Origin of the sequence: Gordonia sp. QH-12 (assembly GCF_001578675.1) — a bacterium.
GTDB classification, from domain to species: domain Bacteria; phylum Actinomycetota; class Actinomycetes; order Mycobacteriales; family Mycobacteriaceae; genus Gordonia; species Gordonia sihwensis.
Genome location: NZ_KQ969282.1, coordinates 71,562 through 90,998 on the forward strand (window position 1 = coordinate 71,562; position 19,437 = coordinate 90,998).

The 19,437-nt window shown below is 69.2% G+C and carries 23 protein-coding genes; 12 read left to right on the forward strand and 11 right to left on the reverse strand.

Translation table 11 applies throughout. The features are described from left to right. The first annotated feature begins 168 nt into the window (after positions 1-168). Genes Y710_RS00405 through Y710_RS00430 form a run of 6 tightly spaced genes read left to right on the forward strand, consistent with a single transcriptional unit; the run spans position 169 to position 8,606 of the window. Complete coding sequence (locus Y710_RS00405; RefSeq protein WP_062365879.1) at positions 169-3,921, forward strand: nitrate reductase subunit alpha; 3,753 nt, start codon at positions 169-171, stop codon at positions 3,919-3,921. After that, the gene (gene narH, locus Y710_RS00410) at positions 3,921-5,597 is read left to right on the forward strand and encodes a nitrate reductase subunit beta (protein ID WP_062365880.1); all 1,677 of its coding nucleotides are present in this window, start codon (positions 3,921-3,923) and stop codon (positions 5,595-5,597) included. The genes Y710_RS00405 and narH overlap by 1 nt, the downstream gene beginning before the upstream one ends. Next, positions 5,594-6,301, forward strand: a complete 708-nt coding sequence (narJ, locus tag Y710_RS00415) for a nitrate reductase molybdenum cofactor assembly chaperone (protein ID WP_006895597.1) — start codon at positions 5,594-5,596, stop codon at positions 6,299-6,301. The genes narH and narJ overlap by 4 nt, the downstream gene beginning before the upstream one ends. Then, positions 6,298-7,044 carry a respiratory nitrate reductase subunit gamma gene (gene narI / locus Y710_RS00420; protein WP_006895598.1) on the forward strand — a complete coding sequence of 249 codons (747 nt, stop codon included), beginning with the start codon at positions 6,298-6,300 and terminating at the stop codon, positions 7,042-7,044. Before narJ ends, narI begins: the two co-directional genes overlap by 4 nt. Then, positions 7,045-8,280 (forward strand): MFS transporter, encoded by a 1,236-nt coding sequence (locus Y710_RS00425; protein ID WP_062365881.1) that lies wholly within the window; start codon positions 7,045-7,047, stop codon positions 8,278-8,280. Next, positions 8,277-8,606: a cupin domain-containing protein gene (locus tag Y710_RS00430; protein WP_006895600.1), complete on the forward strand. Its 330-nt coding sequence runs from the start codon at positions 8,277-8,279 to the stop codon at positions 8,604-8,606. Before Y710_RS00425 ends, Y710_RS00430 begins: the two co-directional genes overlap by 4 nt. Here the strand turns inward: Y710_RS00430 and Y710_RS00435 are convergent. From Y710_RS00435 to Y710_RS00450, 4 genes are read right to left on the reverse strand one after another with little or no spacing between them, the layout of a single operon-like run. Beyond that, entirely contained in the window at positions 8,574-9,707 is a 1,134-nt protein-coding gene (locus Y710_RS00435) for a sulfate/molybdate ABC transporter ATP-binding protein (protein ID WP_062366106.1), read from the reverse strand. The two genes, Y710_RS00430 and Y710_RS00435, sit on opposite strands and share 33 nt — an antisense overlap. Next, the gene (locus Y710_RS00440; RefSeq protein WP_062365883.1) at positions 9,704-10,489 is read right to left on the reverse strand and encodes an ABC transporter permease; all 786 of its coding nucleotides are present in this window, start codon (positions 10,487-10,489) and stop codon (positions 9,704-9,706) included. Before Y710_RS00440 ends, Y710_RS00435 begins: the two co-directional genes overlap by 4 nt. A 46-nt stretch (positions 10,490-10,535) precedes the next feature. Continuing rightward, positions 10,536-11,294, reverse strand: coding sequence for a molybdate ABC transporter substrate-binding protein (modA, locus tag Y710_RS00445; protein WP_045537154.1), 759 nt, complete (start codon positions 11,292-11,294; stop codon positions 10,536-10,538). Continuing rightward, positions 11,294-11,704, reverse strand: coding sequence for a TOBE domain-containing protein (locus Y710_RS00450; RefSeq protein ID WP_062365884.1), 411 nt, complete (start codon positions 11,702-11,704; stop codon positions 11,294-11,296). The genes modA and Y710_RS00450 overlap by 1 nt, the downstream gene beginning before the upstream one ends. Before the next feature lie 181 nt (positions 11,705-11,885). Here Y710_RS00450 and glp point away from each other — a divergent pair, with 181 nt between their 5' ends. The 5 genes from glp to Y710_RS00475 are packed head-to-tail and all read left to right on the forward strand — an operon-like array spanning position 11,886 to position 14,641. Beyond that, on the forward strand, positions 11,886-13,112 hold the full coding sequence (gene glp / locus Y710_RS00455) for a molybdopterin molybdotransferase MoeA (RefSeq protein WP_045537150.1): 1,227 nt from the start codon (positions 11,886-11,888) through the stop codon (positions 13,110-13,112). Continuing rightward, entirely contained in the window at positions 13,109-13,582 is a 474-nt protein-coding gene (moaC, locus tag Y710_RS00460) for a cyclic pyranopterin monophosphate synthase MoaC (RefSeq protein ID WP_006895606.1), read from the forward strand. Before glp ends, moaC begins: the two co-directional genes overlap by 4 nt. After that, positions 13,579-14,166 carry a molybdenum cofactor guanylyltransferase gene (locus tag Y710_RS00465; protein WP_045537148.1) on the forward strand — a complete coding sequence of 196 codons (588 nt, stop codon included), beginning with the start codon at positions 13,579-13,581 and terminating at the stop codon, positions 14,164-14,166. Before moaC ends, Y710_RS00465 begins: the two co-directional genes overlap by 4 nt. After that, positions 14,163-14,408 carry a DUF6457 domain-containing protein gene (locus tag Y710_RS00470; RefSeq protein WP_082083889.1) on the forward strand — a complete coding sequence of 82 codons (246 nt, stop codon included), beginning with the start codon at positions 14,163-14,165 and terminating at the stop codon, positions 14,406-14,408. Before Y710_RS00465 ends, Y710_RS00470 begins: the two co-directional genes overlap by 4 nt. Beyond that, positions 14,405-14,641 carry a MoaD/ThiS family protein gene (locus tag Y710_RS00475; protein WP_006895609.1) on the forward strand — a complete coding sequence of 79 codons (237 nt, stop codon included), beginning with the start codon at positions 14,405-14,407 and terminating at the stop codon, positions 14,639-14,641. Before Y710_RS00470 ends, Y710_RS00475 begins: the two co-directional genes overlap by 4 nt. A gap of 16 nt (positions 14,642-14,657) precedes the next feature. Here the strand turns inward: Y710_RS00475 and moaA are convergent, their stop codons facing one another. The 4 genes from moaA to Y710_RS00495 form a co-directional block, all read right to left on the reverse strand. Next, entirely contained in the window at positions 14,658-15,659 is a 1,002-nt protein-coding gene (moaA, locus tag Y710_RS00480) for a GTP 3',8-cyclase MoaA (protein ID WP_062365885.1), read from the reverse strand. Continuing rightward, positions 15,656-16,084, reverse strand: a complete 429-nt coding sequence (locus Y710_RS00485; RefSeq protein WP_045537144.1) for a molybdenum cofactor biosynthesis protein MoaE — start codon at positions 16,082-16,084, stop codon at positions 15,656-15,658. The genes moaA and Y710_RS00485 overlap by 4 nt, the downstream gene beginning before the upstream one ends. Continuing rightward, a complete protein-coding gene (locus tag Y710_RS00490; protein WP_039867092.1) occupies positions 16,081-16,566 on the reverse strand; it encodes a MogA/MoaB family molybdenum cofactor biosynthesis protein in 486 nt (161 codons plus the stop codon). The genes Y710_RS00485 and Y710_RS00490 overlap by 4 nt, the downstream gene beginning before the upstream one ends. A 62-nt stretch (positions 16,567-16,628) precedes the next feature. Next, positions 16,629-17,306 (reverse strand): trimeric intracellular cation channel family protein, encoded by a 678-nt coding sequence (locus tag Y710_RS00495; RefSeq protein ID WP_006895613.1) that lies wholly within the window; start codon positions 17,304-17,306, stop codon positions 16,629-16,631. 161 nt (positions 17,307-17,467) lie between these two features. On the opposite strand from Y710_RS00495, the gene Y710_RS00500 reads away from it, so the two are divergent. Next, entirely contained in the window at positions 17,468-17,707 is a 240-nt protein-coding gene (locus tag Y710_RS00500) for a hypothetical protein (RefSeq protein ID WP_006895614.1), read from the forward strand. A gap of 169 nt (positions 17,708-17,876) precedes the next feature. On the opposite strand, the gene Y710_RS00505 is transcribed toward Y710_RS00500, so the two are convergent. From Y710_RS00505 to rplE, 3 genes are all read right to left on the reverse strand, one after another. Next, complete coding sequence (locus tag Y710_RS00505) at positions 17,877-18,530, reverse strand: DUF6629 family protein (RefSeq protein ID WP_045537140.1); 654 nt, start codon at positions 18,528-18,530, stop codon at positions 17,877-17,879. A gap of 125 nt (positions 18,531-18,655) precedes the next feature. Then, complete coding sequence (locus Y710_RS00510) at positions 18,656-18,841, reverse strand: type Z 30S ribosomal protein S14 (protein ID WP_006895617.1); 186 nt, start codon at positions 18,839-18,841, stop codon at positions 18,656-18,658. Positions 18,842-18,857: 16 nt separating this feature from the next. Next, entirely contained in the window at positions 18,858-19,436 is a 579-nt protein-coding gene (gene rplE / locus Y710_RS00515) for a 50S ribosomal protein L5 (protein ID WP_006895618.1), read from the reverse strand. Position 19,437 lies beyond the last annotated feature (1 nt).

A 19,437-nucleotide genomic window follows, 5' to 3' on the forward strand; every position in this document is an offset into this window, starting at 1 on the left:
GGGCCGAGAGCTCATCTCTGACCCGCGGCGCGCGCATGTCCGGCTAGAGACTTTGGTCCTCATATCACATGGCCGTCGTACCCGGATCGTCCGGCCGTGCGTCGCGAGAATTCGGCGCCCTCCGAATTCGCCCGGCGCGGCATCACATCCCGTTTTACAGTGAGCCGTATGACAGCGTCTGACTCGGTTCAGGGCCCGGCAGCACAAGCATTGTTGGACGTCGGCCGCTTCTTCACCAAATGGGATGAGACCGACGACAGACGCGCGGTCTTCCGCGACGGCGGTCGTGCGGGCGACATCTTCTACCGCGACCGCTGGAGTCACGACAAGATCGTCCGGTCCACCCACGGGGTGAACTGCACGGGCTCGTGTTCGTGGAAGGTGTACGTCAAAGACGGCATCATCACCTGGGAGACACAGGAGACCGACTATCCGTCGGTCGGCCCCGACCGGCCGGAGTACGAGCCGCGCGGCTGTCCGCGCGGCGCCTCGTTCTCCTGGTACACCTACTCGCCCACCCGGGTCCGCCACCCCTATGCGCGCGGAGTGCTCCTGGAGATGTACCGGGAGGCCAAGCGCCGCACCGGCGATCCCGTGCTCGCGTGGGCCGACGTGGTCGGCGACCCGCTGCGCCGGCGCTCCTACCAGCGGGCTCGCGGCAAGGGCGGTCTGGTCCGCGTCACGTGGGACGAGGCGATCGAGATGGCCGCCGCGGCGCATGTCCACACCATCAAGACCTACGGCCCCGACCGCTGCGCGGGCTTCTCCCCGATCCCTGCGATGTCGATCGTGAGCCACTGCGTGGGAACGCGGTTCATACAGCTCATCGGCGGCGTGATGACCTCGTTCTACGACTGGTACGCCGACCTCCCGGTGGCCAGCCCGCAGGTGTTCGGCGACCAGACCGATGTGCCCGAGTCGGGCGACTGGTGGGACGCGTCGTACCTGATGATGTGGGGATCCAACGTCCCGGTGACCCGGACGCCCGACGCCCACTGGATGACCGAGGTCCGCTATCGCGGCACCAAGGTGGTCAGCGTCTCGCCCGACTACGCCGACAATTCCAAGTTCGCCGACGAGTGGCTGCCCGCCCAGGCCGGCACCGACGCGGCGCTCGCGATGGCGATGGGTCACGTGATCCTCAAGGAGTTCTACGTCGGCCGAGAAGGCGGACCGACCCCGTTCTTCGCCGACTTCACCCGCAAGTACACCGACCTCCCCTTCCTCATCCATCTCGACGAGCGCGACGGCACGCTGGTCCCCGGCAAGTTCGTGACCTCCGAGGAGTTGCGACCGGACCCGGCGAGCGGCCCCACCGAGGACGTCTGGAAGACGGTCCTGATTGACGACGCGACGGGCGAGCCGATGGTCCCGAACGGCACCTTGGGCGACCGGTACTCACCGTCCGGCGAAGGCCGGTGGAACCTCGATCTGGACGGTGTCACCCCACGGCTCACCCTGCTCGGCGAAACCGGCGCGGAGGCCGTCGAGGTCTCGTTCCCCTCCTTCGACGCCCCCGACGGCAGCGGCTCGGTCATCACCCGCGGAGTGCCCGCACGGCGATTCGGCGGGGGTCTGGTCACCACCGTCTACGATCTGCTGCTGGCCCAGTACGGGGTGGGCCGCGATGGCCTCCCGGGCCAGTGGCCCACCGGCTACGACGACGCCTCCAGTCCCTACACGCCCGCGTGGCAGGCCGAGATCACCAGCGTCCCAGCTGAATCCGCGATCCGTATCGCCCGGGAGTTCGCCACCAACGCCGAGGAGTCCGGCGGCCGGTCGATGATCATCATGGGTGCGGGCATCTGCCAGTGGTTCCACGGTGACGCCACCTACCGGGCGATCCTGGCCATGCTCATCCTCACCGGCTGCATGGGCCGCAACGGCGGCGGGTGGGCCCATTACGTGGGCCAGGAGAAGTGCCGTCCGATCACCGGCTGGATCTCACTCGCCAACGCCCTCGACTGGACCCGTCCCCCGCGTACCCAGCCGGGCACCTCGTACTGGTACATGCACACCGACCAGTGGCGCAACGACGGCTACTCCACGTCGGCCCTGACCTCACCGCTGTCATCGGGCACGCTCGACGGAATGCACACCGCCGACGCCATCGCGCAGTCGGCGCGGCTGGGATGGATGCCCTTCTACCCGCAGTTCTCCGACAACCCGCTCGACGTGGCCGACGCCGCCCGCTCGGCGGTCGAGTCGGGCGACGCGACCGATCCCGCGTCGTACGTGGCCGGGAAGCTGGTCGACGGCGGGCTGACGCCGGCGATCAGCGACGTCGACGCACCCGAGAACTGGCCGCGCACGCTGGTGCTGTGGCGGTCGAATCTGCTCGGCTCGTCGGCCAAGGGCGACGAGTACTTCCTGCGCCACCTGCTCGGCACCCATCACAACGTGCTCGGCAGCGAGAATCCCGAGGCCCCGAGGACCCGGGAGGTGAAGTGGCACGAGCAGGCGCCCGAGGGCAAGCTCGACCTGCTGCTGTCGGCTGATTTCCGCATGACGTCGACGACGCTGTTGAGCGACATCGTGCTGCCCGCAGCGACCTGGTACGAGAAGCACGACCTCAGCTCCACCGACATGCACCCGTTCGTCCACGCCTTCAGTCCGGCGATCGATCCGCCGTGGGAGGCCAAGAGCGACTTCGACCTGTTCCACCTGCTGGCCGCGGAGTTGTCCCGGCAGGCGCGTACCCACCTGGGCACCCGCTACGACCTCGTCGCCACCGCCGCCCAGCACGACACCCCCGGCGAGACCGCGCAGCCGCACGGCCGGGTGATGGACTGGCGCGACGGCGCACCGGCGATGCCCGGCGCGAACATGCCCTCGTTCCAGGTGGTGGAACGCGACTACACGGCCATCGCCGACAAGCTGGCCACCGTGGGGCCGCTCGCCGACAAGCTGGGCTTCACCGTCAAGGACGTCAACTACGACATAGCCTCGCAGATCCCCAAACTGGCGGCGTCCAACGGAGTGATGCCGCCCCGGCCCGGCGACGGCGCGAGCGGGCCGGACTTCGACCGACCGGGCGTCGGACGTCCCGCCATCGACACCGACGCCAAGCTCGCCGAAGCGATCTTGACCTTCTCCGGTACCACCAACGGCGAACTGGCCGTGGACGGCTTCACCAAACTCGAACGCCGCGTCGGCAAGCGCCTCGCCGATCTCGCGGAGGGTTCGGAGGAGAAGCGCATCACCTTCGCCGACACGCAGTCGGCACCGGTGCCGGTCATCACCTCACCCGAGTGGTCGGGTTCGGAGAGCGGCGGACGACGGTACGCGCCGTTCACCGTGAACATCGAGCGCGACAAACCCTTCCACACGCTCACCGGGCGTCTGCACTTCTACCTCGACCACGACTGGATGCTCGACATCGGGGAGGCGCTGCCGATCTACCGGCCGCCCCTCGACATGCATCGGTTGTTCGGCGAACCGAAGCTCGGCCCCGACGGCAGCAAGCAGATCACCGTCCGCTACCTCACGCCGCACAACAAGTGGTCGATCCACTCCGAGTACCAGGACAACCTGTTCATGCTCTCGCTCTCGCGCGGCGGTCCCACCGCGTGGCTGTCGCCGGAGGACGCGGCGTCGATCGATGTGCACGACAACGACTGGATCGAGTGCGTCAACGCCAACGGCGTCTACGTCGCACGCGCCATCGTCAGCCACCGCATGCCGGTCGGGGTCTGCTACGTCCACCACGCCCAGGAGCGGACCATCGACGTCCCGAAGTCGGAGGCCACGGGCCGCCGCGGCGGCATCCACAACTCCGCGACCCGTCTGCTGGTGAAGCCCTCACATCTGATCGGCGGCTACGCGCAGCTGACGTACGCGTTCAACTACCTCGGGCCGACTGGCAATCAACGCGACATCGTCTCGACCATCCGCAAGCGCAGCCAGGAGGTGACCTACTGATGCGAGTCATGGCTCAGGTCGGGATGGTGATGAATCTCGACAAGTGCATCGGCTGTCACACGTGCTCGGTCACGTGCAAGCAGGCGTGGACCAACCGTGCGGGCACCGAGTACGTGTGGTTCAACAACGTCGAGACCCGTCCCGGCCAGGGATATCCGCGGCGGTACGAGGACCAGGAGCAGTGGAAGGGCGGATGGCACCTCAATAAGAAGGGCGATCTGCGGCTCCGCACCGGCGGGCGCCTGCAGAAGCTCTTCACCATCTTCCACAGCCCGGTCCAGCCCACGCTGAGCGACTACTACGAGCCGTGGACCTACGACTACGAGACGCTGGTGAACGCCCCGCTGGGAGACGACTTCCCGGTCGCACGGCCGAAGTCGCTGATCACCGGTGAGGACACCAAGGTCACGTGGTCGGCCAACTGGGACGACAACCTGGGCGGGTCGACGGAGTACGGCGATCTGGACCCGATCGTCGAGAAGATCCGCAAGGAGTCGGAGGAGAAGATCCAGTTCTCCTTCGAGCAGACCTTCATGTTCTATCTTCCGCGCATCTGCGAGCACTGCCTCAATCCGGCGTGCATGGCGTCGTGCCCGTCCGGTGCGATCTACAAACGCGAGGAGGACGGCATCGTCCTGGTGGACCAGGACCGCTGCCGCGGCTGGCGCCAGTGCATCACCGGCTGCCCGTACAAGAAGATCTATTTCAACCACCGCTCGGGCAAGGCGGAGAAGTGCACGCTGTGCTATCCGCGCATCGAGGTGGGTCAGCCCACGGTGTGCTCGGAGACCTGCGTCGGACGGCTCCGGTACCTCGGCATCTTCCTCTACGACGCCGACGCCGTGACCGCGGCGGCGTCGGTTCCCGACGACAAGGACCTCTACGAGGCCCAACTCGATCTGATGCTCGACCCCGACGATCCGGAGGTGATCGCGCAGGCCCGCGCCGCGGGGATCCCCGACGACTGGATGGACGCCGCGCGCCGGTCGCCGGTGTACGCGCTCGCGAAGAAGTACCGGGTGGCACTGCCCCTGCATCCGGAGTACCGGACGATGCCGATGGTCTGGTACATCCCGCCGCTGTCGCCGATCGTCGACCTGCTGTCGGAGCAGGGACACGACGGCGAGGATCACGGCAATCTCTTCGGCGCCATCGACTCTCTGCGCATCCCCGTGGAGTATCTCGCGGAACTGTTCACCGCGGGCGACACCGGCGTCGTCGAGGACGTGCTCCGGAAACTGGCCGCCATGCGCGCGTACATGCGCGACGTCAACCTCGGCCGTGAGACCAACCCGCTCATCCCGGGCTCGGTCGGCATGACCGAGGAATCGGTCTACGAGATGTACCGGCTTCTGGCGATCGCCAAGTACGACGAGCGCTACGTGATTCCGACCGCCCATCACGAGCAGGCCGTCAAGCTCGACGAGATGGCCTGCTCCCTCGATCAGGAGGGCGGACCCGGCATGTACGAGTCCGGTTCCTTCGGCGAGGCCAGCGGCCGGCCGATCCCGGTGTCGGTGGAGACCTTCCAGGCGCTCAAGCAGCGGCAGACCACGGACATGCCCGCCGGGGACGCGACTCTGCGCGGTCGGACCAACCTGTTGAACTGGGACGGAAACGGCGTCCCGGAGGGCATGTTCCCGCAGCAGTCCGCCGAACACGGGTCCGGATCATGAGGCTGCTGCCCCGCCGACGTGCCGCCGCGCGCACCGATGCCCGCGTGGTGCATCAGATCGCCGCGTGGAGTCTCGGCTACCCCGACGCCGAGTTCTTCGGCCGCATCGACCTGATGAGGTCGGCGCTCGACGAGACCGCCGCGGGTGAGTCCGCCGACGCCCTGCGCGGGTTCCTCGATCACGCCGCATCGGCCGACCCCTCGCAACTCGCGCAGCACTACACCGACGTCTTCGACCTGTCGCGCAAGCAGACGCTGTACCTGTCCTACTGGTCGGCCGGCGACACACGGCGTCGCGGATCGGTTCTCACCGACTTCAAACAGCTCTACCGCGACAGCGGATTCGTGGTGGATCTGCACGGCGAACTGCCCGACCACCTGCCGGTGGTCCTGGAGTTCGCGGCGCTCGCGGACCCCGAACGCGGCGTTCAGGTCCTGACCGAGAACCGTCCGTCCCTCGAACTGATCCGGCTGTCGCTGGTCGACGCGGGCTCCCCGTACGCGGGTGTGCTGGCCGCCGTCTGCGCGACGCTGCCCGGACAGTCGCCGCCCGACCGCGCATCCGCACTCGCGATGGCCGGTCCCGAGCGCGCCGTCGAGACCGTCGGCCTCGAGCCGTACGACGCGCGACTGCTTCCCCTGTTCACCACCGACGACTTCACCAGCAACGGTTTCACCGACTCCGGCGAAGAGGCATACCGATGAACATCTTTCTGTGGGGCGTCCTACCGTACATCGCGCTGATCAGCGTGATCGGCGGAACCATCTGGCGGTACCGGTACGACAAGTTCGGCTGGACCACCCGCTCGTCGGAGCTCTACGAGTCCCGGCTGCTGCGGTTCGGTTCGCCGCTGTTCCACTACGGGATCCTCGCGGTGATCGCCGGCCACGCCATCGGTCTGGTGATCCCGCAGTCATGGACCGACGCGGTCGGGATCACCGAGACGATGTACCACTGGGTGGCGGCGGTCGGCGGCATCATCGCCGCCGCCGCGACGCTGCTCGGGGTGGGCATCCTCATCTATCGCAGGCGCACCACCGGGCCGGTCTTCATGGCGACGACGCGCAACGACAAGCTGATGTACGCGGTCCTGGTCGCGGCGCTGGTCGCGGGCAGCTACATCACCCTCGTCGGCATGATCGATCCCCACGGCGAGGGCGTGAACTACCGCGAGACCGTCTCCCCGTGGTTCCGCTCGGTCTTCTACTTCCAGCCCGACATCTCCTCGATGGAGGCGGCCCCGCTGCGCTTCCACATCCACGTCGTGATCGGCATGGTCATGTTCATGCTGGTGCCGTTCACGCGGCTGGTCCACATCTTCACCGCTCCCATCCACTACCTGTTCCGCCCGTACATCGTCTACCGCAGCAAAGACACGCGCCCGGCCCCGGGCAACGCGCCGAGCCGCCGCGGCTGGGCTCCCATCGGTGTGAAGGACCGTGACTGAATGACCGCGCCCGTGACAATCGACAAATCGGCCCAGACCCGCAATCTCGTTCTCGCCACCGTCGCCTTCGCGATCAGCTTCTGGGCCTGGAACCTGATCGCTCCGCTGGGCGTGTTCTACGCCGGACCGAACGAACTCGATCTCGACTCCACGCAGAAGTCCGTGCTCGTCGCGGTGCCGATCCTCGTCGGCTCCCTCGGCCGGATCGTCGTCGGCGTGCTGACGCCCCGCTACGGCGGCCGCATCATGTTCACCGCGCTGCTGCTGATCTCGGCGCCCTTCGTGATTCTGGTGGCGGTGGCCGGTGAGCTGAAGTCGTACCCGATGCTGCTGGTGATCGGCTTCTTCCTCGGCATCGCGGGCACCACCTTCGCCGTCGGCATCCCGTTCCTGAACAGCTGGTACGAACCCAGTCGCCGCGGTTTCGCGACCGGCGTCTTCGGCGCCGGGATGGGCGGGACGGCGCTCTCGGCGTTCTTCACGCCGCGGTTCCGCGAATGGTTCGGCTACTTCCCCACGCACATCATCATCGCGGTGGCGCTGGTGGTGGTCGCGGTGGCCTGCTGGATGTTCATGCGTGAGGCCCCGGCGTGGGAGCCGAACACCGAGTCGGCGGTGCCGAAGCTCGTCGGCGCTCTCAAGCTGCCGATCACCTGGCAGATGTCCTTCCTGTATGCGGCGGCGTTCGGCGGATTCGTCGCCTTCTCCACCTACCTGCCGACGTACTTGAACGACGTCTACGACATCACCGACCTGAAGTCGGCCGGCGCCCGCACCGCCGGATTCGCCATCGCAGCGGTGGTGATGCGACCGGTCGGCGGTGCACTCTCCGACAAGTTCGGGCCGCGGATCATCACCGCGATCTCGTGCGGCGGCGCCGCAGTGCTGGCCGTGTGGATGATGACCAAGCCCGACCTCGGCAGCGGGCTGGCCGCGGTCGACTTCATCCTGATGGCGATGATGATGGGCATGGGATCGGGTTCGGTCTTCGCCTGGGTGTCGCTGGCCTCACCGCCCGCACGCGTGGGCGCGGTCACCGGCCTGGTCGGTGCGGCGGGTGGCCTCGGCGGCTTCTTCCCGCCGTTGGTGATGGGCGCGACCTACAACGCGGTGGAGCACTCGTACACGATCGGCCTCGGGCTCCTGGTGGCCTTCGCGGCGGCGGCGTGTCTGTTCACCGTCTTCGGCATCCCGAAGAGTGAGGCCGAGCGTGAGCGGGCGGAGGCGGCGGCATGAGCGCGGTGTCGTTACCCGAAGTGGTCGAGGAACTCCTGTCCGAGGCGCGCGAAGCGCACTCCGGCCGCGCCGGACGCACGGTGCGCGGTCACAGCGACCACCGGCTGCGGCACACCGTGATCGCGCTTCGCGCCGGCGCCGAACTGTCCGACCACGAGAGTCCCGGCGAGGCGACCCTCCAGGTCCTCCATGGCCGCGTTCGGCTGACCTGTGAGGACGGCGACTGGGAAGGGGGCGCCGGCGCCCTCACCGATATTCCCCCGACCCGGCACGGACTGGTCGCCGACGACGACTCAGCGGTCCTGCTGACCGTCGCCCTGCGCTGACCTCGGCGGGCCGGCGGAGATTTCGGCTCCCGGACGGGGCTCACAGCCCCGTCCGGGAGCCGAAATCTCATCGGGCGTGCGCAAGCGCCGAACCCGCATCCCGGTCGGGGTGAACCACGCCTGTTCTCCGACACCCGGCGGCACCACACCCACCGGAGTCTGCGCCACCAGACCTCCGTCGCTCTCGACGAGTACCCGGCCCGCGTGCACCGACACCGAACGCACCCGGCTCCGGACCGCGCCCGACGTCCGGGACACGGTGACCTCGTGCGGAACCACGATCCCGAACGCCCGGTCCCCCTCCGCGACGTCCTCGACCGCGACCGCCGGCAGCACATCGTCCCCGGTCACCAGGGCGCCCTCACTCCAGACGCCGTGCACCACCGCGTATCCAGCCAGGGCTGCGCTGAACGGATGAGCCGGCGCCGCGGCCATCTGCGCCGGCGTCGTCTCCTCGACGACGGTGCCCGACTCGATCACCAGACACCGGCTCGCCCACTGCCACGCGTCCGCCAACTCGTGTGTCACCAGGACGCTGGTGGTCCCCGTGCGCGCGAGCTCGTCGGAGAGCATCCGCCGGATCTGCGGAGCGCTGGCCGCATCGAGCGCGGCGAAGGGCTCATCGAGCAGCAGCACCTCGGGTTCGGCGGCGAGCGCGCGGGCGATCGCGACCCGCTGCTGTTGGCCGCCCGAGAGGCGATGCGGCTTCCACCCGCCCGCATCGGGCAGACCGATCCGATCGAGCCAGCCCTCAGCGACCGCGCGCGCCTGCCGCCGGGATCGGCCCTGGGCACGCGGCCCGAAGGCCAGATTGTCGACGACCGACAGGTGCGGGAAGAGCCGGGGCTTCTGCTCGAGCAAGGTCACTCTGCGCTGCTCGGGCGGGACGTGGACGCGGCCGTCGAGGACTCGTCCACCCAGGCGGATCTCGCCCGCGGTCGGCCGGATGAGACCCGCCAGCGCGCCCAGGAGCGTCGACTTGCCCGCACCGTTCGGTCCCAGTACCGCCAGGCACTCCCCGCCCGGCACCTCGAACGCGGCCGAGACGGTGAACTGCGCTCGGCGGATCTCGATGCGCGCGGTGAGCGGCTGCCCGCTCACCGGACCGCGTCCGTTCGCCACGACCGCAGCCCGAGCACGATCACCGCGGTACTCACCAGCAACAGCAACGAGAGCGCGACCGCCGAATCCTGCGTGACGCCCACCCCGTTGAAGGCGGTGTAGATGGCCAGGGGCATGGTCCGGGTGACGCCCGGAGAGTTCCCCGCGAACAGTGCCGTCGCCCCGAACTCGCCGAGCGCGCGTGCGAAGGCGAGCGCCGCACCGGCGGCCAGACCCGGCAGCACGAGCGGAAGCGTGATCCGCGAGAGCACGCGCCAACGGCCGGCTCCGAGGGTCGAGGCGATCTGCTCGTAGCCGTCGCCTGCGGTTCGCAGCGCACCCTCGACCGCGATGACGTAGAACGGCATGGCGACGAACGTCTGCGCCACCACCACCGCGGCGGTGGTGTACGGCAGGCTGTAGCCCGTCGCCTCGAACACCGGCTTGCCGACCAGCCCCGACCGACCCAGCAACGACAGCAGCGCCAGTCCGCCGACCATCGGTGGCAGCACCAGGGGGATCAGGACGGTCGCGCGCAGCACCGACGCCCAGCGCTGCGGCGCGCGGGCGATCACCACGGCCAGCGGGGTGCCGATCACACCGCACGCGGCGGTCGCACAGGCCGCGGTGACCAGCGACAGCCACAGTGCCGTCAGCGATGCCGACGAGAAGAGGTCGGCGCCGAGCGTCTCCCACCGCACCCGCGAGATCAACCCGACGATGGGCGCGACCAACAGAGCCAGCGCGACCAACGCGGGCACGTACAGCGCCTTCGGCAGCATCACCGGGGCCTCGGTGGCGACGTGGCGGCCTCGGGCCGGGAACAGGTCACGGCGCGCCGAAACCGTACTTCGCCAGGATCTTCTGTCCCGCGGGCGAGAGGACGTAGGCGGTGAAGGCAGCGGCGGCTGCCGGCGACGGAGCCTTCTTCGACACCGCGATCGGGTAACGGTTGACCGCGACCTGAACGTCGGCGGGAGTGATGCCGATCAGCTTGCCGTTCGAGGCGGCCACATCGGTCTTGTAGACCAGACCGGCGTCGGCCTCGCCCGCCTCGACGCGGTTGACCACCGAGGTCACGTTGGTCTCCTCGCTGACCGGCGAGACGTCGACGTGCGCGGCGGCGAGCAGCTTGCGCGAGGCCTCGCCACAGGGCACCTCCGGAGCGCAGAGCACGGTGGTGACTCCGGGCTTCGTCAGGTCGGCCAGGCTCGTGACGTGCTTCGGGTTGCCCGGCGCGACGGCGATCTGCATCGTATTGGTCGCGAAGACGGTGCCCGCGTCGGTGACACCGGCGTCGGTGACCGGCGTGAGACTCGACTGGTCCGCGAAGGCGATGACGTCGACGTCGGCGCCCTCCACGATCTGGGTCGCGAGGGCCTGCGAGCCGTCGTACACGATCGGCGCCACCGAGTACTCCGGGTGCGCCGCGGTGAAGGACTTGGCCAGTTCGTCGAACGATCCCTGCAGCGAGGCCGCGGCGAAGATCCTGATCGGCGCCGAGGCACCGTCCGACGCCTGCTTCTGACTGCTGCATCCGGCTACCAGCAGCATCAGTCCGAGCACTGCGGCCACGAACTTCTTCATCAGACGGCACTCCTTCCCGACGGGGTCTCCACGACCACCGCCGTCGCTTTGACCGTCGCGGTCGCAAGGGATCCCACTTCCAATCCGAGTTCCCTCACCGCCTCGGTCGACATCAGCGACACCACCCGGTGCGGGCCGCTGCGCATCTCCACCTGGCTCATCACCGGGTCGGACTGAACATGTGTGACGATCCCGACGAAGCGGTTCCGGGCGCTGGTGCCGCGCGTCACCGGATCGTGGCGCCCCGATTCCGCGGAGGCGAGAAAGCCTGCGAGGTCGGCGCCGTCGACAGTGGCGCGGCCCGAGTCGTCGGTCCCCGATGCGATCCGGCCCTGTTCGATCCATCTGCGGAGGGTGTCGTCGCTGACGCCGAGGAGGTCCGCGGCTTCCCGAATCCGAAACACGGTCATAACGACTGAACCTATACGCATCTGCGGCAGCTCGCTCGCCTTGCGCTGCGCATCTGAGGACTCGCGATCGCCCGGGCCTTCCGCCGACCGCGACCGGCGCCTGCGCTCCCGGGCTGCGCACCCGACCGATCCCGAGCCGATAGGCTGAGGCCATGCCTTTGCGTGCGGACCGGAGTCCCGAGTGATCACCGTCGACGAGCACCGCTCCCGGATTCAGACAACCGTGTCGCGCCTGCCCGCGACCATCCTCTCCATTCACAGTGCGGCCGGGCTCGTCCTCGCCGAGGACGTCACCAACCGGTGGCCGGTCCCGCTGTTCGACAACTCCGCGATGGACGGTTACGCCGTCCGGCGCGTCGACGCAGCGGTGGGCGCGACGCTGAAGGTGGTCGCCGACGTTCCCGCGGGCAGTCCGGACGACCCGCCGATCGGCGCCGGAGAGGCCGTCCGGATCATGACCGGCGCGCCGGTTCCCACCGACGCCGACGCGATCGTCCCACTGGAGCACACGGACCTCGGCACCGAGATCCTGGCGACGCCCCCGGACAGCGTGACCGTCACGGTGGAACCGAAACCGCACGCCCACATCCGGCGATCCGGCGAGGACGCACCGGCGGGCGCCGTCGCCGTTTCGGCGGGCACGGTTCTCGGCCCGTGGCAGGTGTCGGCGATCGCGTCGGCCGGACACGACCGGGTCCTGGCCTACCGCCGGCCCCGGGTCGCGGTGATCTCGACCGGAACCGAACTCGTCGAACCCTCGCAGACGCCCCGCCGCGGGCAGATCCCGGAATCCAACTCCGTGCTGCTGTCGGCCGCGGTGACGGAGGCGGGCGCCGAAGTGGGCTGGACGGCGACCGTCGAGGACGACGAGGAAGCCCTCCGGCGGACTCTCGCCGATCCGGACGTGGACGCGGTCGTCCTCACCGGCGGCGCCAGCGTCGGCGCGTTCGACGTGGTCAAAGCGGTCCTGAACGGGGTGGGCGGCATCGAGTTCACCACCGTGGCGATGCAGCCCGGCAAACCGCAGGGCTTCGGGCTGCTCGGAGTGCGCGGCCCGAGCGCCGAACGCACGGGAATCCCGGTGTTCTGCCTGCCCGGCAACCCGGTCAGCGTCGCGGTGTCGTTCGAGATGTTCGTGCGGCCGGCCCTGCGGAAGATGGCCGGGCACACCGACCTCGATCGGCCGCGCGTGGTCCGGCGCGCCGCGACGGGCTGGCGCAGCCGCGCCGACCGGGTCCAGATCCTTCCCGCGGTGGCCGACGCACAGACCGTCCGGCCGGCCTCCCGCGGCGGCAGTGGCTCACACCTGGTGTCCTCGCTCGCCGACGCCTCCGCGCTGGCGATCGTGCCCGCGGACGTGGTGGAGATATTCGAGGGAGATCCCGTCACCGTGATGGTGCTGTCATGAGCGGCGGCCCCTTCACTCACCTGGACGATGCGGGCCAGGCACGCATGGTCGACGTGACCGAGAAGAATCCGACGGTCCGCAGTGCGACCGCGCAGGGCTTCGTCCGGTGCTCGCCGCAGATCGTCGCCGCCCTCCGCGACGGCGCGGTCCCTAAGGGCGATGTGCTGGCGGTGGCGCGCATCGCGGGCATCTCGGCCGCCAAACGCACTCCGGAACTGCTGCCGCTGGCCCATGTGATCGGCGTGCACGGCGCGGCCGTCGACCTCGCGATCGTCGACGACGGCGTCACCGTCTCTGCGACGGTCCGCACCGCCGATCGCACGGGGGTGGAGATGGAGGCGCTCACCGCCGTCAGCGTCGCCGCGCTGGCGCTCGTCGACATGGTGAAGGGCCTCGACAAATCGGTCGAGATCGAGAACGTCCGGCTGGTGCGCAAGACCGGCGGCAAGAGCGGCGACTGGGTGCGATGACCGCGGCCATCGTGCTCGCCGGAGGTCGTGCCGCCCGCATGGGCGGTGCCGACAAGGCGAGCATCGACATCGGCGGGCGCACGCTGATCGACGCCGTGTACGACGCACTCGCCGGCGCCGACCCGGTGATCGCGGTCGGACCGCAGAGCGTGGGCCGGCCGGGTGTGCAGGTGATCCGGGAGGATCCCCCGTTCGGCGGTCCGGTGGCCGGACTGGCCGCGGCACTCGGGGCCGTCGGCGACAGCGCCGAGGTGTGGCTGCTCGCCTGCGACCTGCCCCGAGCCGAGGCGGTGGTCGCGCAACTCCGGGACGTCGCTCTCGCCGCCGTGGACGACGCGGTGGTCCTGGAAGACGCCGACGGCCGGATCCAGTGGCTGGCGGGACGGTACCGGACGGCGTCGCTTCGCCGGGCGGTCGCCGCGCTGACCAGTGCGCGCGACGCGTCGATGCGGGCGCTGACCGCGGGGCTGTCGCTGCGCACGGTGGTCGACCGAGCCGGCGCCGCGATCGACCTCGACACCTGGGACGACGTGCGCGATTATCGGTTGACCACCCGAACCGTCGATACGGAGGACGAATCGTGACCGCCTATCCCCCCGGACTGGACCGCTGGGCGCAGGAACTCGCCCCGGCCCTGGGTCTGAATAAGGCCGAGGTGCCCACCGCGCTGCTGCTGGATGTGACCCGCGATGTCGCTCACTCGATCCTGCGCCCGGCCGGCCCCATCACGACCTATCTGATCGGCCTCGCCGTCGCGAACGGCATGTCGGCAGAGGATGCGGCCGCACGGGTGCACGAACTGGTGGAGAAGAGATCGGCCGAATGATCATCCGTTACTTCGCGGGAGCCGCGGAGGCCGCGGGCCGTTCGGAGCAGACCGCTGACGGTTCCGCGGCGGTCGGCGACTTGAAGGCTCGGCTGTCCGGAGAACTGGGCCCCGAGTTCGAGCGAGTGCTGAGCTGCTGTTCGATCCTGGTGGACGGGGTCCGCGCCACCGACGAGACGGTCGCGGCGGCCGACGCCACCGTGGACGTCCTGCCGCCCTTCGCCGGCGGCTGACGGCACCGGCTCCGGCTCACCCGCCGATCGCGGACATCGGACGGTCGGGTTGCAGGAAGCCGGGATCGTCGATGCCGTGTCCGGCGAGCTTCGCGGTCACCGACTCGCGGATGGCCGACTCGATCCGTTCGTCCGGTGCCCCGGAACGCAGCAGCGCGCGCAGATCCGATTCACCGCGTGCGAACAGGCAGTTCCGGAGCTGTCCGTCGGCGGTGAGTCGCACCCGGTCGCATGAACCGCAGAACGGCGCGGTCACCGAGGCGATGACCCCGACGGTGGTGGGCCCGCCGTCGACCGTGTACAGCTGTGCCGGATTCGAGCCGCGGTCGTCGCACGCGCTGAGGGCGAACTCCGCCGACAAGGCCGCGAGGATGTCGTCACCGGTGACCATCTGCGCCCTGGACCAGGTGTGCCCGGCATCGAGCGGCATCTGCTCGATGAATCGCAATTGAGCGCCGTGCTCGCGCGCGAAACGGACGAGGTCGGTCAGCTCGTCGTCGTTGACGCCGTGCATCGCGACGGTGTTGATCTTGAGCGGTGTGAGGCCGGTGACCTGTGCGGCGGCGACTCCGCGGAGCACGTCGTCGAGCCGGTCCCGGCGCGTCAGCGTCGCGAACCGGTCCGGTCGCAGCGTGTCGAGGCTGATGTTGAACCTCTCCAGACCCGCATCGGCCAGTTCCCGAGCCCGCGTGTCCAGTCCGATCCCGTTGCTGGTGATGGAGACGCGCAGCGGTCCGTCCGCGCCCTCGATCGCCGAGAGCCGGTGCACCACGTCCGCCAGGTCGGGTCGAAGCAGCGGCTCGCCCCCGGTCAGCCGTACCTCGACGATCCCCAGCGACGCGAAGACCGACGCCAGACGGATGATCTCGTCGGTGGTCAGCAGTTCGGGACGCGGGATCCACGGCACGCCCTCGGCGGGCATGCAGTAGGTGCACCGGAGGTTGCACCGGTCGGTCAGGGAGATCCGGAGATCTCGGTGCACGCGGCCGAATCGATCGACGAGCTCGCGGCCGGTCATGTCGCGACCCGGCCCAAGCCGACCCACGTGTGCGAGCCGTCGCTCTCTATCTGCTTCTTCCACATCGGCAGTTCGGCCTTCACCGTCTCCACCAGATCGCGATCGAGGTCGAAGGCGTCACCGCGATGCACCGACGAGACCGCTGCGACGATCGCGACGCCGCCGACCGGCAGCCGGCCGACCCGGTGGCTGACCGCGATCCGCACTCCGGGTCGGTCGACGCGCTCCGCGATCTCGCGCAGGATGCGCTCGCTGTCGGGGTGAGCGCTGTACTCCAGTTCCACTACCTGCCCGCGCGCGTCGGGATCGTTGTCGCGCACCGTCCCCACGAACAGCGCGGTGGCGCCCGCATCCGGTGCCGCTACGGCGTTCACATGGGCCGCGACGTCGAGGTCGACGTCACTGATCCGGGCGAGGACGATCATCGGTGATCGCCTCCGGCGGCCTGAGCGACGGCGTGCTCGGCGATCTGCACGATCACGGGGACACCGTCGCGCACCGCGCCGGTCGACCCCGCCAGATTCACCACGAGGGAACCGCGCCGCATGCCCGCGACGCCCCTGGAGAGCATCGCGTGCGGCAGTGCCGCGATGCCGACCCGCCGGATCTCCTCTGCCACGCCGGGCAGTTCACGCGTCAGCAGCGGTGCCGTGGCCTCGGGCGTCACATCGCGGGGCGAGACGCCGGTGCCGCCGGTCGTGACGACAAGACCCGAACCGGCCTCCACCACTTCGACGATCACACTCGAGATCGCGTCGCGATCGTCGGGGACGACGATCACCTCGGCGCTCCAGCCCGCCTCCCCGAGGAGATCGGCCGCCAGCGGACCGGAGACGTCCTCGCGTTCGCCGGCGAACGACCGGTCGGAGACGGTGATCACCGTCGCGCGCTTCTGCTTGGAATCCACACCTTCGAGCGTGCCACGTCCGATGCCGCGGCGTGAACCGCACGGCCGTTTCATTCCGGTGCTCATCGATCGTCCCGCCGCGCCGTCTTGGTGTACCAGGGGCGCGGACCGTGCCAGCCGTAGCGCAGCGACGCCAGACGAACCACGGTCACCAGCGCCGCGCACAGCAACCCCACCCACGGCCGATAGACGCCGAGGTGCAGCAGCAGCGCCGTCACCGCCGCGCCGACCAGCGACGGAATCGCGTAGAGATGCTCGTTTGACCGCAGCACCGCGGGCACCGATCCGGAGAGCACGTCCCGGATGATGCCGCCGCCGATCGCCGTCGTCAGACCGAGCATCGCCGCGCTGGGCGCGCTGAGCCCGTGCTCGTAGGCGGTCACGGTGCCGGTGACCGCGAACAGGCCGAGACCCACCGCATCGGCCACCTCCAGCGGCCATCGGGTCAGCCGGGCCGGCGGGTGCCACACGAAGATCACGAGCGCGGTCGCGACGGCCACTGCCACCAGACGCAGGTCGGTGAAGGCCGTCGGAGGCGTCTTCCCGATGATCACGTCGCGGATGATGCCTCCGCCGAGCGCGGTCGCCGCGGCCAGCAGCACGATGCCCACGACGTCGAGGTCGCGCCGCACGGACAGCAGCGCACCGGACGCCGCGAAGGCCACGATCCCCGCCAGTTCGCCGCCGTGGTGGACCAGCGACGCGGCGTTGTCGAGGTTCGAGGACAGCCACACCGACATCGACCACCTCCGAGTCCGTCTTCGACCTGCATGCGGCAGACGCGTGAGGCGTCCGAGGCCCGATCAGCCCGAGGTGAATCTAGCGCAGGCACCGCGCCTGGTGAGCAGCGGAATCCCCGTCGCCGGCTCCGCGGGTCCGCGGAGCCTGGCAGACTGGAGACATGAGGAAGAAGTGGGCCGAACTCTCACCCGCCGCACGTGCGGGGATCATCTCGATGGCCGCGGTCGACGCGGGCCTGCGCGTCTGGGCGATCCGCGATCTGCGGTCACGCGACAAGAGCCAGGTCAACGGCCCGAAACTGGTCTGGACCGTGGTGCTCGGCGGAGTGAACTCCGCGGGGCTCCTGCCCACCGTGTACCTGCTCGCCGGGCGCAAGCGCACCCCGTCCGAATCGCATTAGCCTGCGGTCGGAGCCGACGCGCCGTACGCTGTCAGTGCACCTGACCGGACCGGCTGCGAGATCGGACTCATCCGACATCCGCCGGACCCTTGCGAACCACGGATGCGCCGCATCCCGTCCCGAACCCGATGGCCTCGCCGAATACGGTGGGGCCATCGGTGTCTGGACGCTACGCGGCGAGCCTCCGGTTCCGCTGTTCCACCGCGAAGTGTGCGAACACGATCAAGCTGAGGAATGCGGCGAAGGTGCACCAGATCGAGGCGTATCCCGCGGCGTTCATCACCGCGGCGACGCTCATCGCGACGAGATTGCCCGCTCCCATCGCGACGACGTAGCGGTGCGAGCTCGACATCGGCGCGACGCAGGTGGCGAACACATAGGGAACGGCCAGCCAGGCAGCACTGAACGGGACGCCGAGCCGGTAGTCGAGGTTGCCGTCGACCACCGCGACGCTGATACCGGGCTGGATCGCGAGATACAGCATGTACACCGCGAGCACCGCGCCGACTCCCAGCGGAACCGTCTGCAACCGGCGCCGGTGTGGCTCCGATTCCATCAGCCACACGGCCCACGGGATGTAGGCAGGCAGCACGGCCCACGCGAACATCACCCACATGTGCACGCCTGCGCCGGAGAGCAGCGCCTCGCTGCGGTCGCCGAGCGCCAGCCAAGTCCATCCCTCCAGCGCCTGATGCACCCCGAAGAGCAACGGCAGCGCCGCGAAGGGCAGCTGCCGCACATCCCGGACCAGGCACAGGGTGGTGGCGCCCACCGCGGTGATCACACCGGCGCCCACGAAACTCGCAGTCGCGCTGAAGCACATGCGTCGAATCCTGCCACTCGCGCGGGCACGGCAGCGGACATTCACCCTCGGCCGCGCCGCAGAACGGACGAGGACCCGCCTCCTTGAAGGAGACGGGTCCTCGTCACATGCCTATCGGCGGGAAGTCACCAGCTGGACTTCTGCACACCCGGCAGCTCGCCGGCGTGCGCCATGTCGCGGAAGCAGACGCGGCACAGGCCGAACTTGCGGTACACCGAGTGCGGGCGTCCGCACTTGTTGCAGCGGGTGTAACCCCGGACTGCGAACTTGGGCTTCTTGTTGGCCTTGTTGACCAGAGCCTTCTTTGCCATCTCAGTTGTCCCTATCTCAGTTCGCGGCTGCGTCGTTGCTCTTGAACGGGAAGCCCAGAGCGCGAAGCAGCGCACGGCCTTCGTCGTCCGTGGTGGCCGAGGTGACGACCGTGATGTCCATGCCACGCGGCCGGTCGATCGAGTCGATGTTGATCTCGTGGAACATCGACTGCTCGTTGAGGCCGAAGGTGTAGTTGCCGTTGCCGTCGAACTGGCGGTCGCTCAGACCGCGGAAGTCGCGGATACGCGGGAGGGCGATCGACACGAGGCGATCGAGGAACTCCCACATGCGGTCGCCGCGGAGGGTGACGCGCGCACCGATCGGCATGCCCTCACGCAGCTTGAACTGCGCGATGGACTTGCGGGCGCGGCGGATCTCCGGAGCCTGACCGGTGATGAGCGCCAGGTCGGCGACGGCACCGTTGATCAGCTTGGCGTCACGGGCGGCGTCGCCGACACCCATGTTCACGACGACCTTGACGACGCCGGGGATCTGCATGACGTTGGCGTAGTTGAACTCTTCGTTCAGCTTGCCCTTGATCTCCTCGCGGTACTTGAGCTTCAGGCGAGGCTGGACCTTCTCAGAAGTGGTCATA

Bases quoted from the DNA above. Each gene is read 5' to 3' on its own strand.
- Y710_RS00405 (WP_062365879.1), top strand. From the start codon at position 169: ATGACAGCGTCTGACTCGGTTCAGGGCCCGGCAGCACAAGCATTGTTG.
- narH (WP_062365880.1), top strand. From the start codon at position 3,921: ATGCGAGTCATGGCTCAGGTCGGGATGGTGATGAATCTCGACAAGTGC.
- narJ (WP_006895597.1), top strand. From the start codon at position 5,594: ATGAGGCTGCTGCCCCGCCGACGTGCCGCCGCGCGCACCGATGCCCGC.
- narI (WP_006895598.1), top strand. From the start codon at position 6,298: ATGAACATCTTTCTGTGGGGCGTCCTACCGTACATCGCGCTGATCAGC.
- Y710_RS00425 (WP_062365881.1), top strand. From the start codon at position 7,045: ATGACCGCGCCCGTGACAATCGACAAATCGGCCCAGACCCGCAATCTC.
- Y710_RS00430 (WP_006895600.1), top strand. From the start codon at position 8,277: ATGAGCGCGGTGTCGTTACCCGAAGTGGTCGAGGAACTCCTGTCCGAG.
- Y710_RS00440 (WP_062365883.1), bottom strand. From the start codon at position 10,489: ATGCTGCCGAAGGCGCTGTACGTGCCCGCGTTGGTCGCGCTGGCTCTG.
- modA (WP_045537154.1), bottom strand. From the start codon at position 11,294: ATGAAGAAGTTCGTGGCCGCAGTGCTCGGACTGATGCTGCTGGTAGCC.
- Y710_RS00450 (WP_062365884.1), bottom strand. From the start codon at position 11,704: ATGACCGTGTTTCGGATTCGGGAAGCCGCGGACCTCCTCGGCGTCAGC.
- moaC (WP_006895606.1), top strand. From the start codon at position 13,109: ATGAGCGGCGGCCCCTTCACTCACCTGGACGATGCGGGCCAGGCACGC.
- Y710_RS00465 (WP_045537148.1), top strand. From the start codon at position 13,579: ATGACCGCGGCCATCGTGCTCGCCGGAGGTCGTGCCGCCCGCATGGGC.
- Y710_RS00475 (WP_006895609.1), top strand. From the start codon at position 14,405: ATGATCATCCGTTACTTCGCGGGAGCCGCGGAGGCCGCGGGCCGTTCG.
- moaA (WP_062365885.1), bottom strand. From the start codon at position 15,659: ATGACCGGCCGCGAGCTCGTCGATCGATTCGGCCGCGTGCACCGAGAT.
- Y710_RS00485 (WP_045537144.1), bottom strand. From the start codon at position 16,084: ATGATCGTCCTCGCCCGGATCAGTGACGTCGACCTCGACGTCGCGGCC.
- Y710_RS00495 (WP_006895613.1), bottom strand. From the start codon at position 17,306: ATGTCGGTGTGGCTGTCCTCGAACCTCGACAACGCCGCGTCGCTGGTC.
- Y710_RS00500 (WP_006895614.1), top strand. From the start codon at position 17,468: ATGAGGAAGAAGTGGGCCGAACTCTCACCCGCCGCACGTGCGGGGATC.
- Y710_RS00505 (WP_045537140.1), bottom strand. From the start codon at position 18,530: ATGTGCTTCAGCGCGACTGCGAGTTTCGTGGGCGCCGGTGTGATCACC.
- Y710_RS00510 (WP_006895617.1), bottom strand. From the start codon at position 18,841: ATGGCAAAGAAGGCTCTGGTCAACAAGGCCAACAAGAAGCCCAAGTTC.
- rplE (WP_006895618.1), bottom strand. From the start codon at position 19,436: ATGACCACTTCTGAGAAGGTCCAGCCTCGCCTGAAGCTCAAGTACCGC.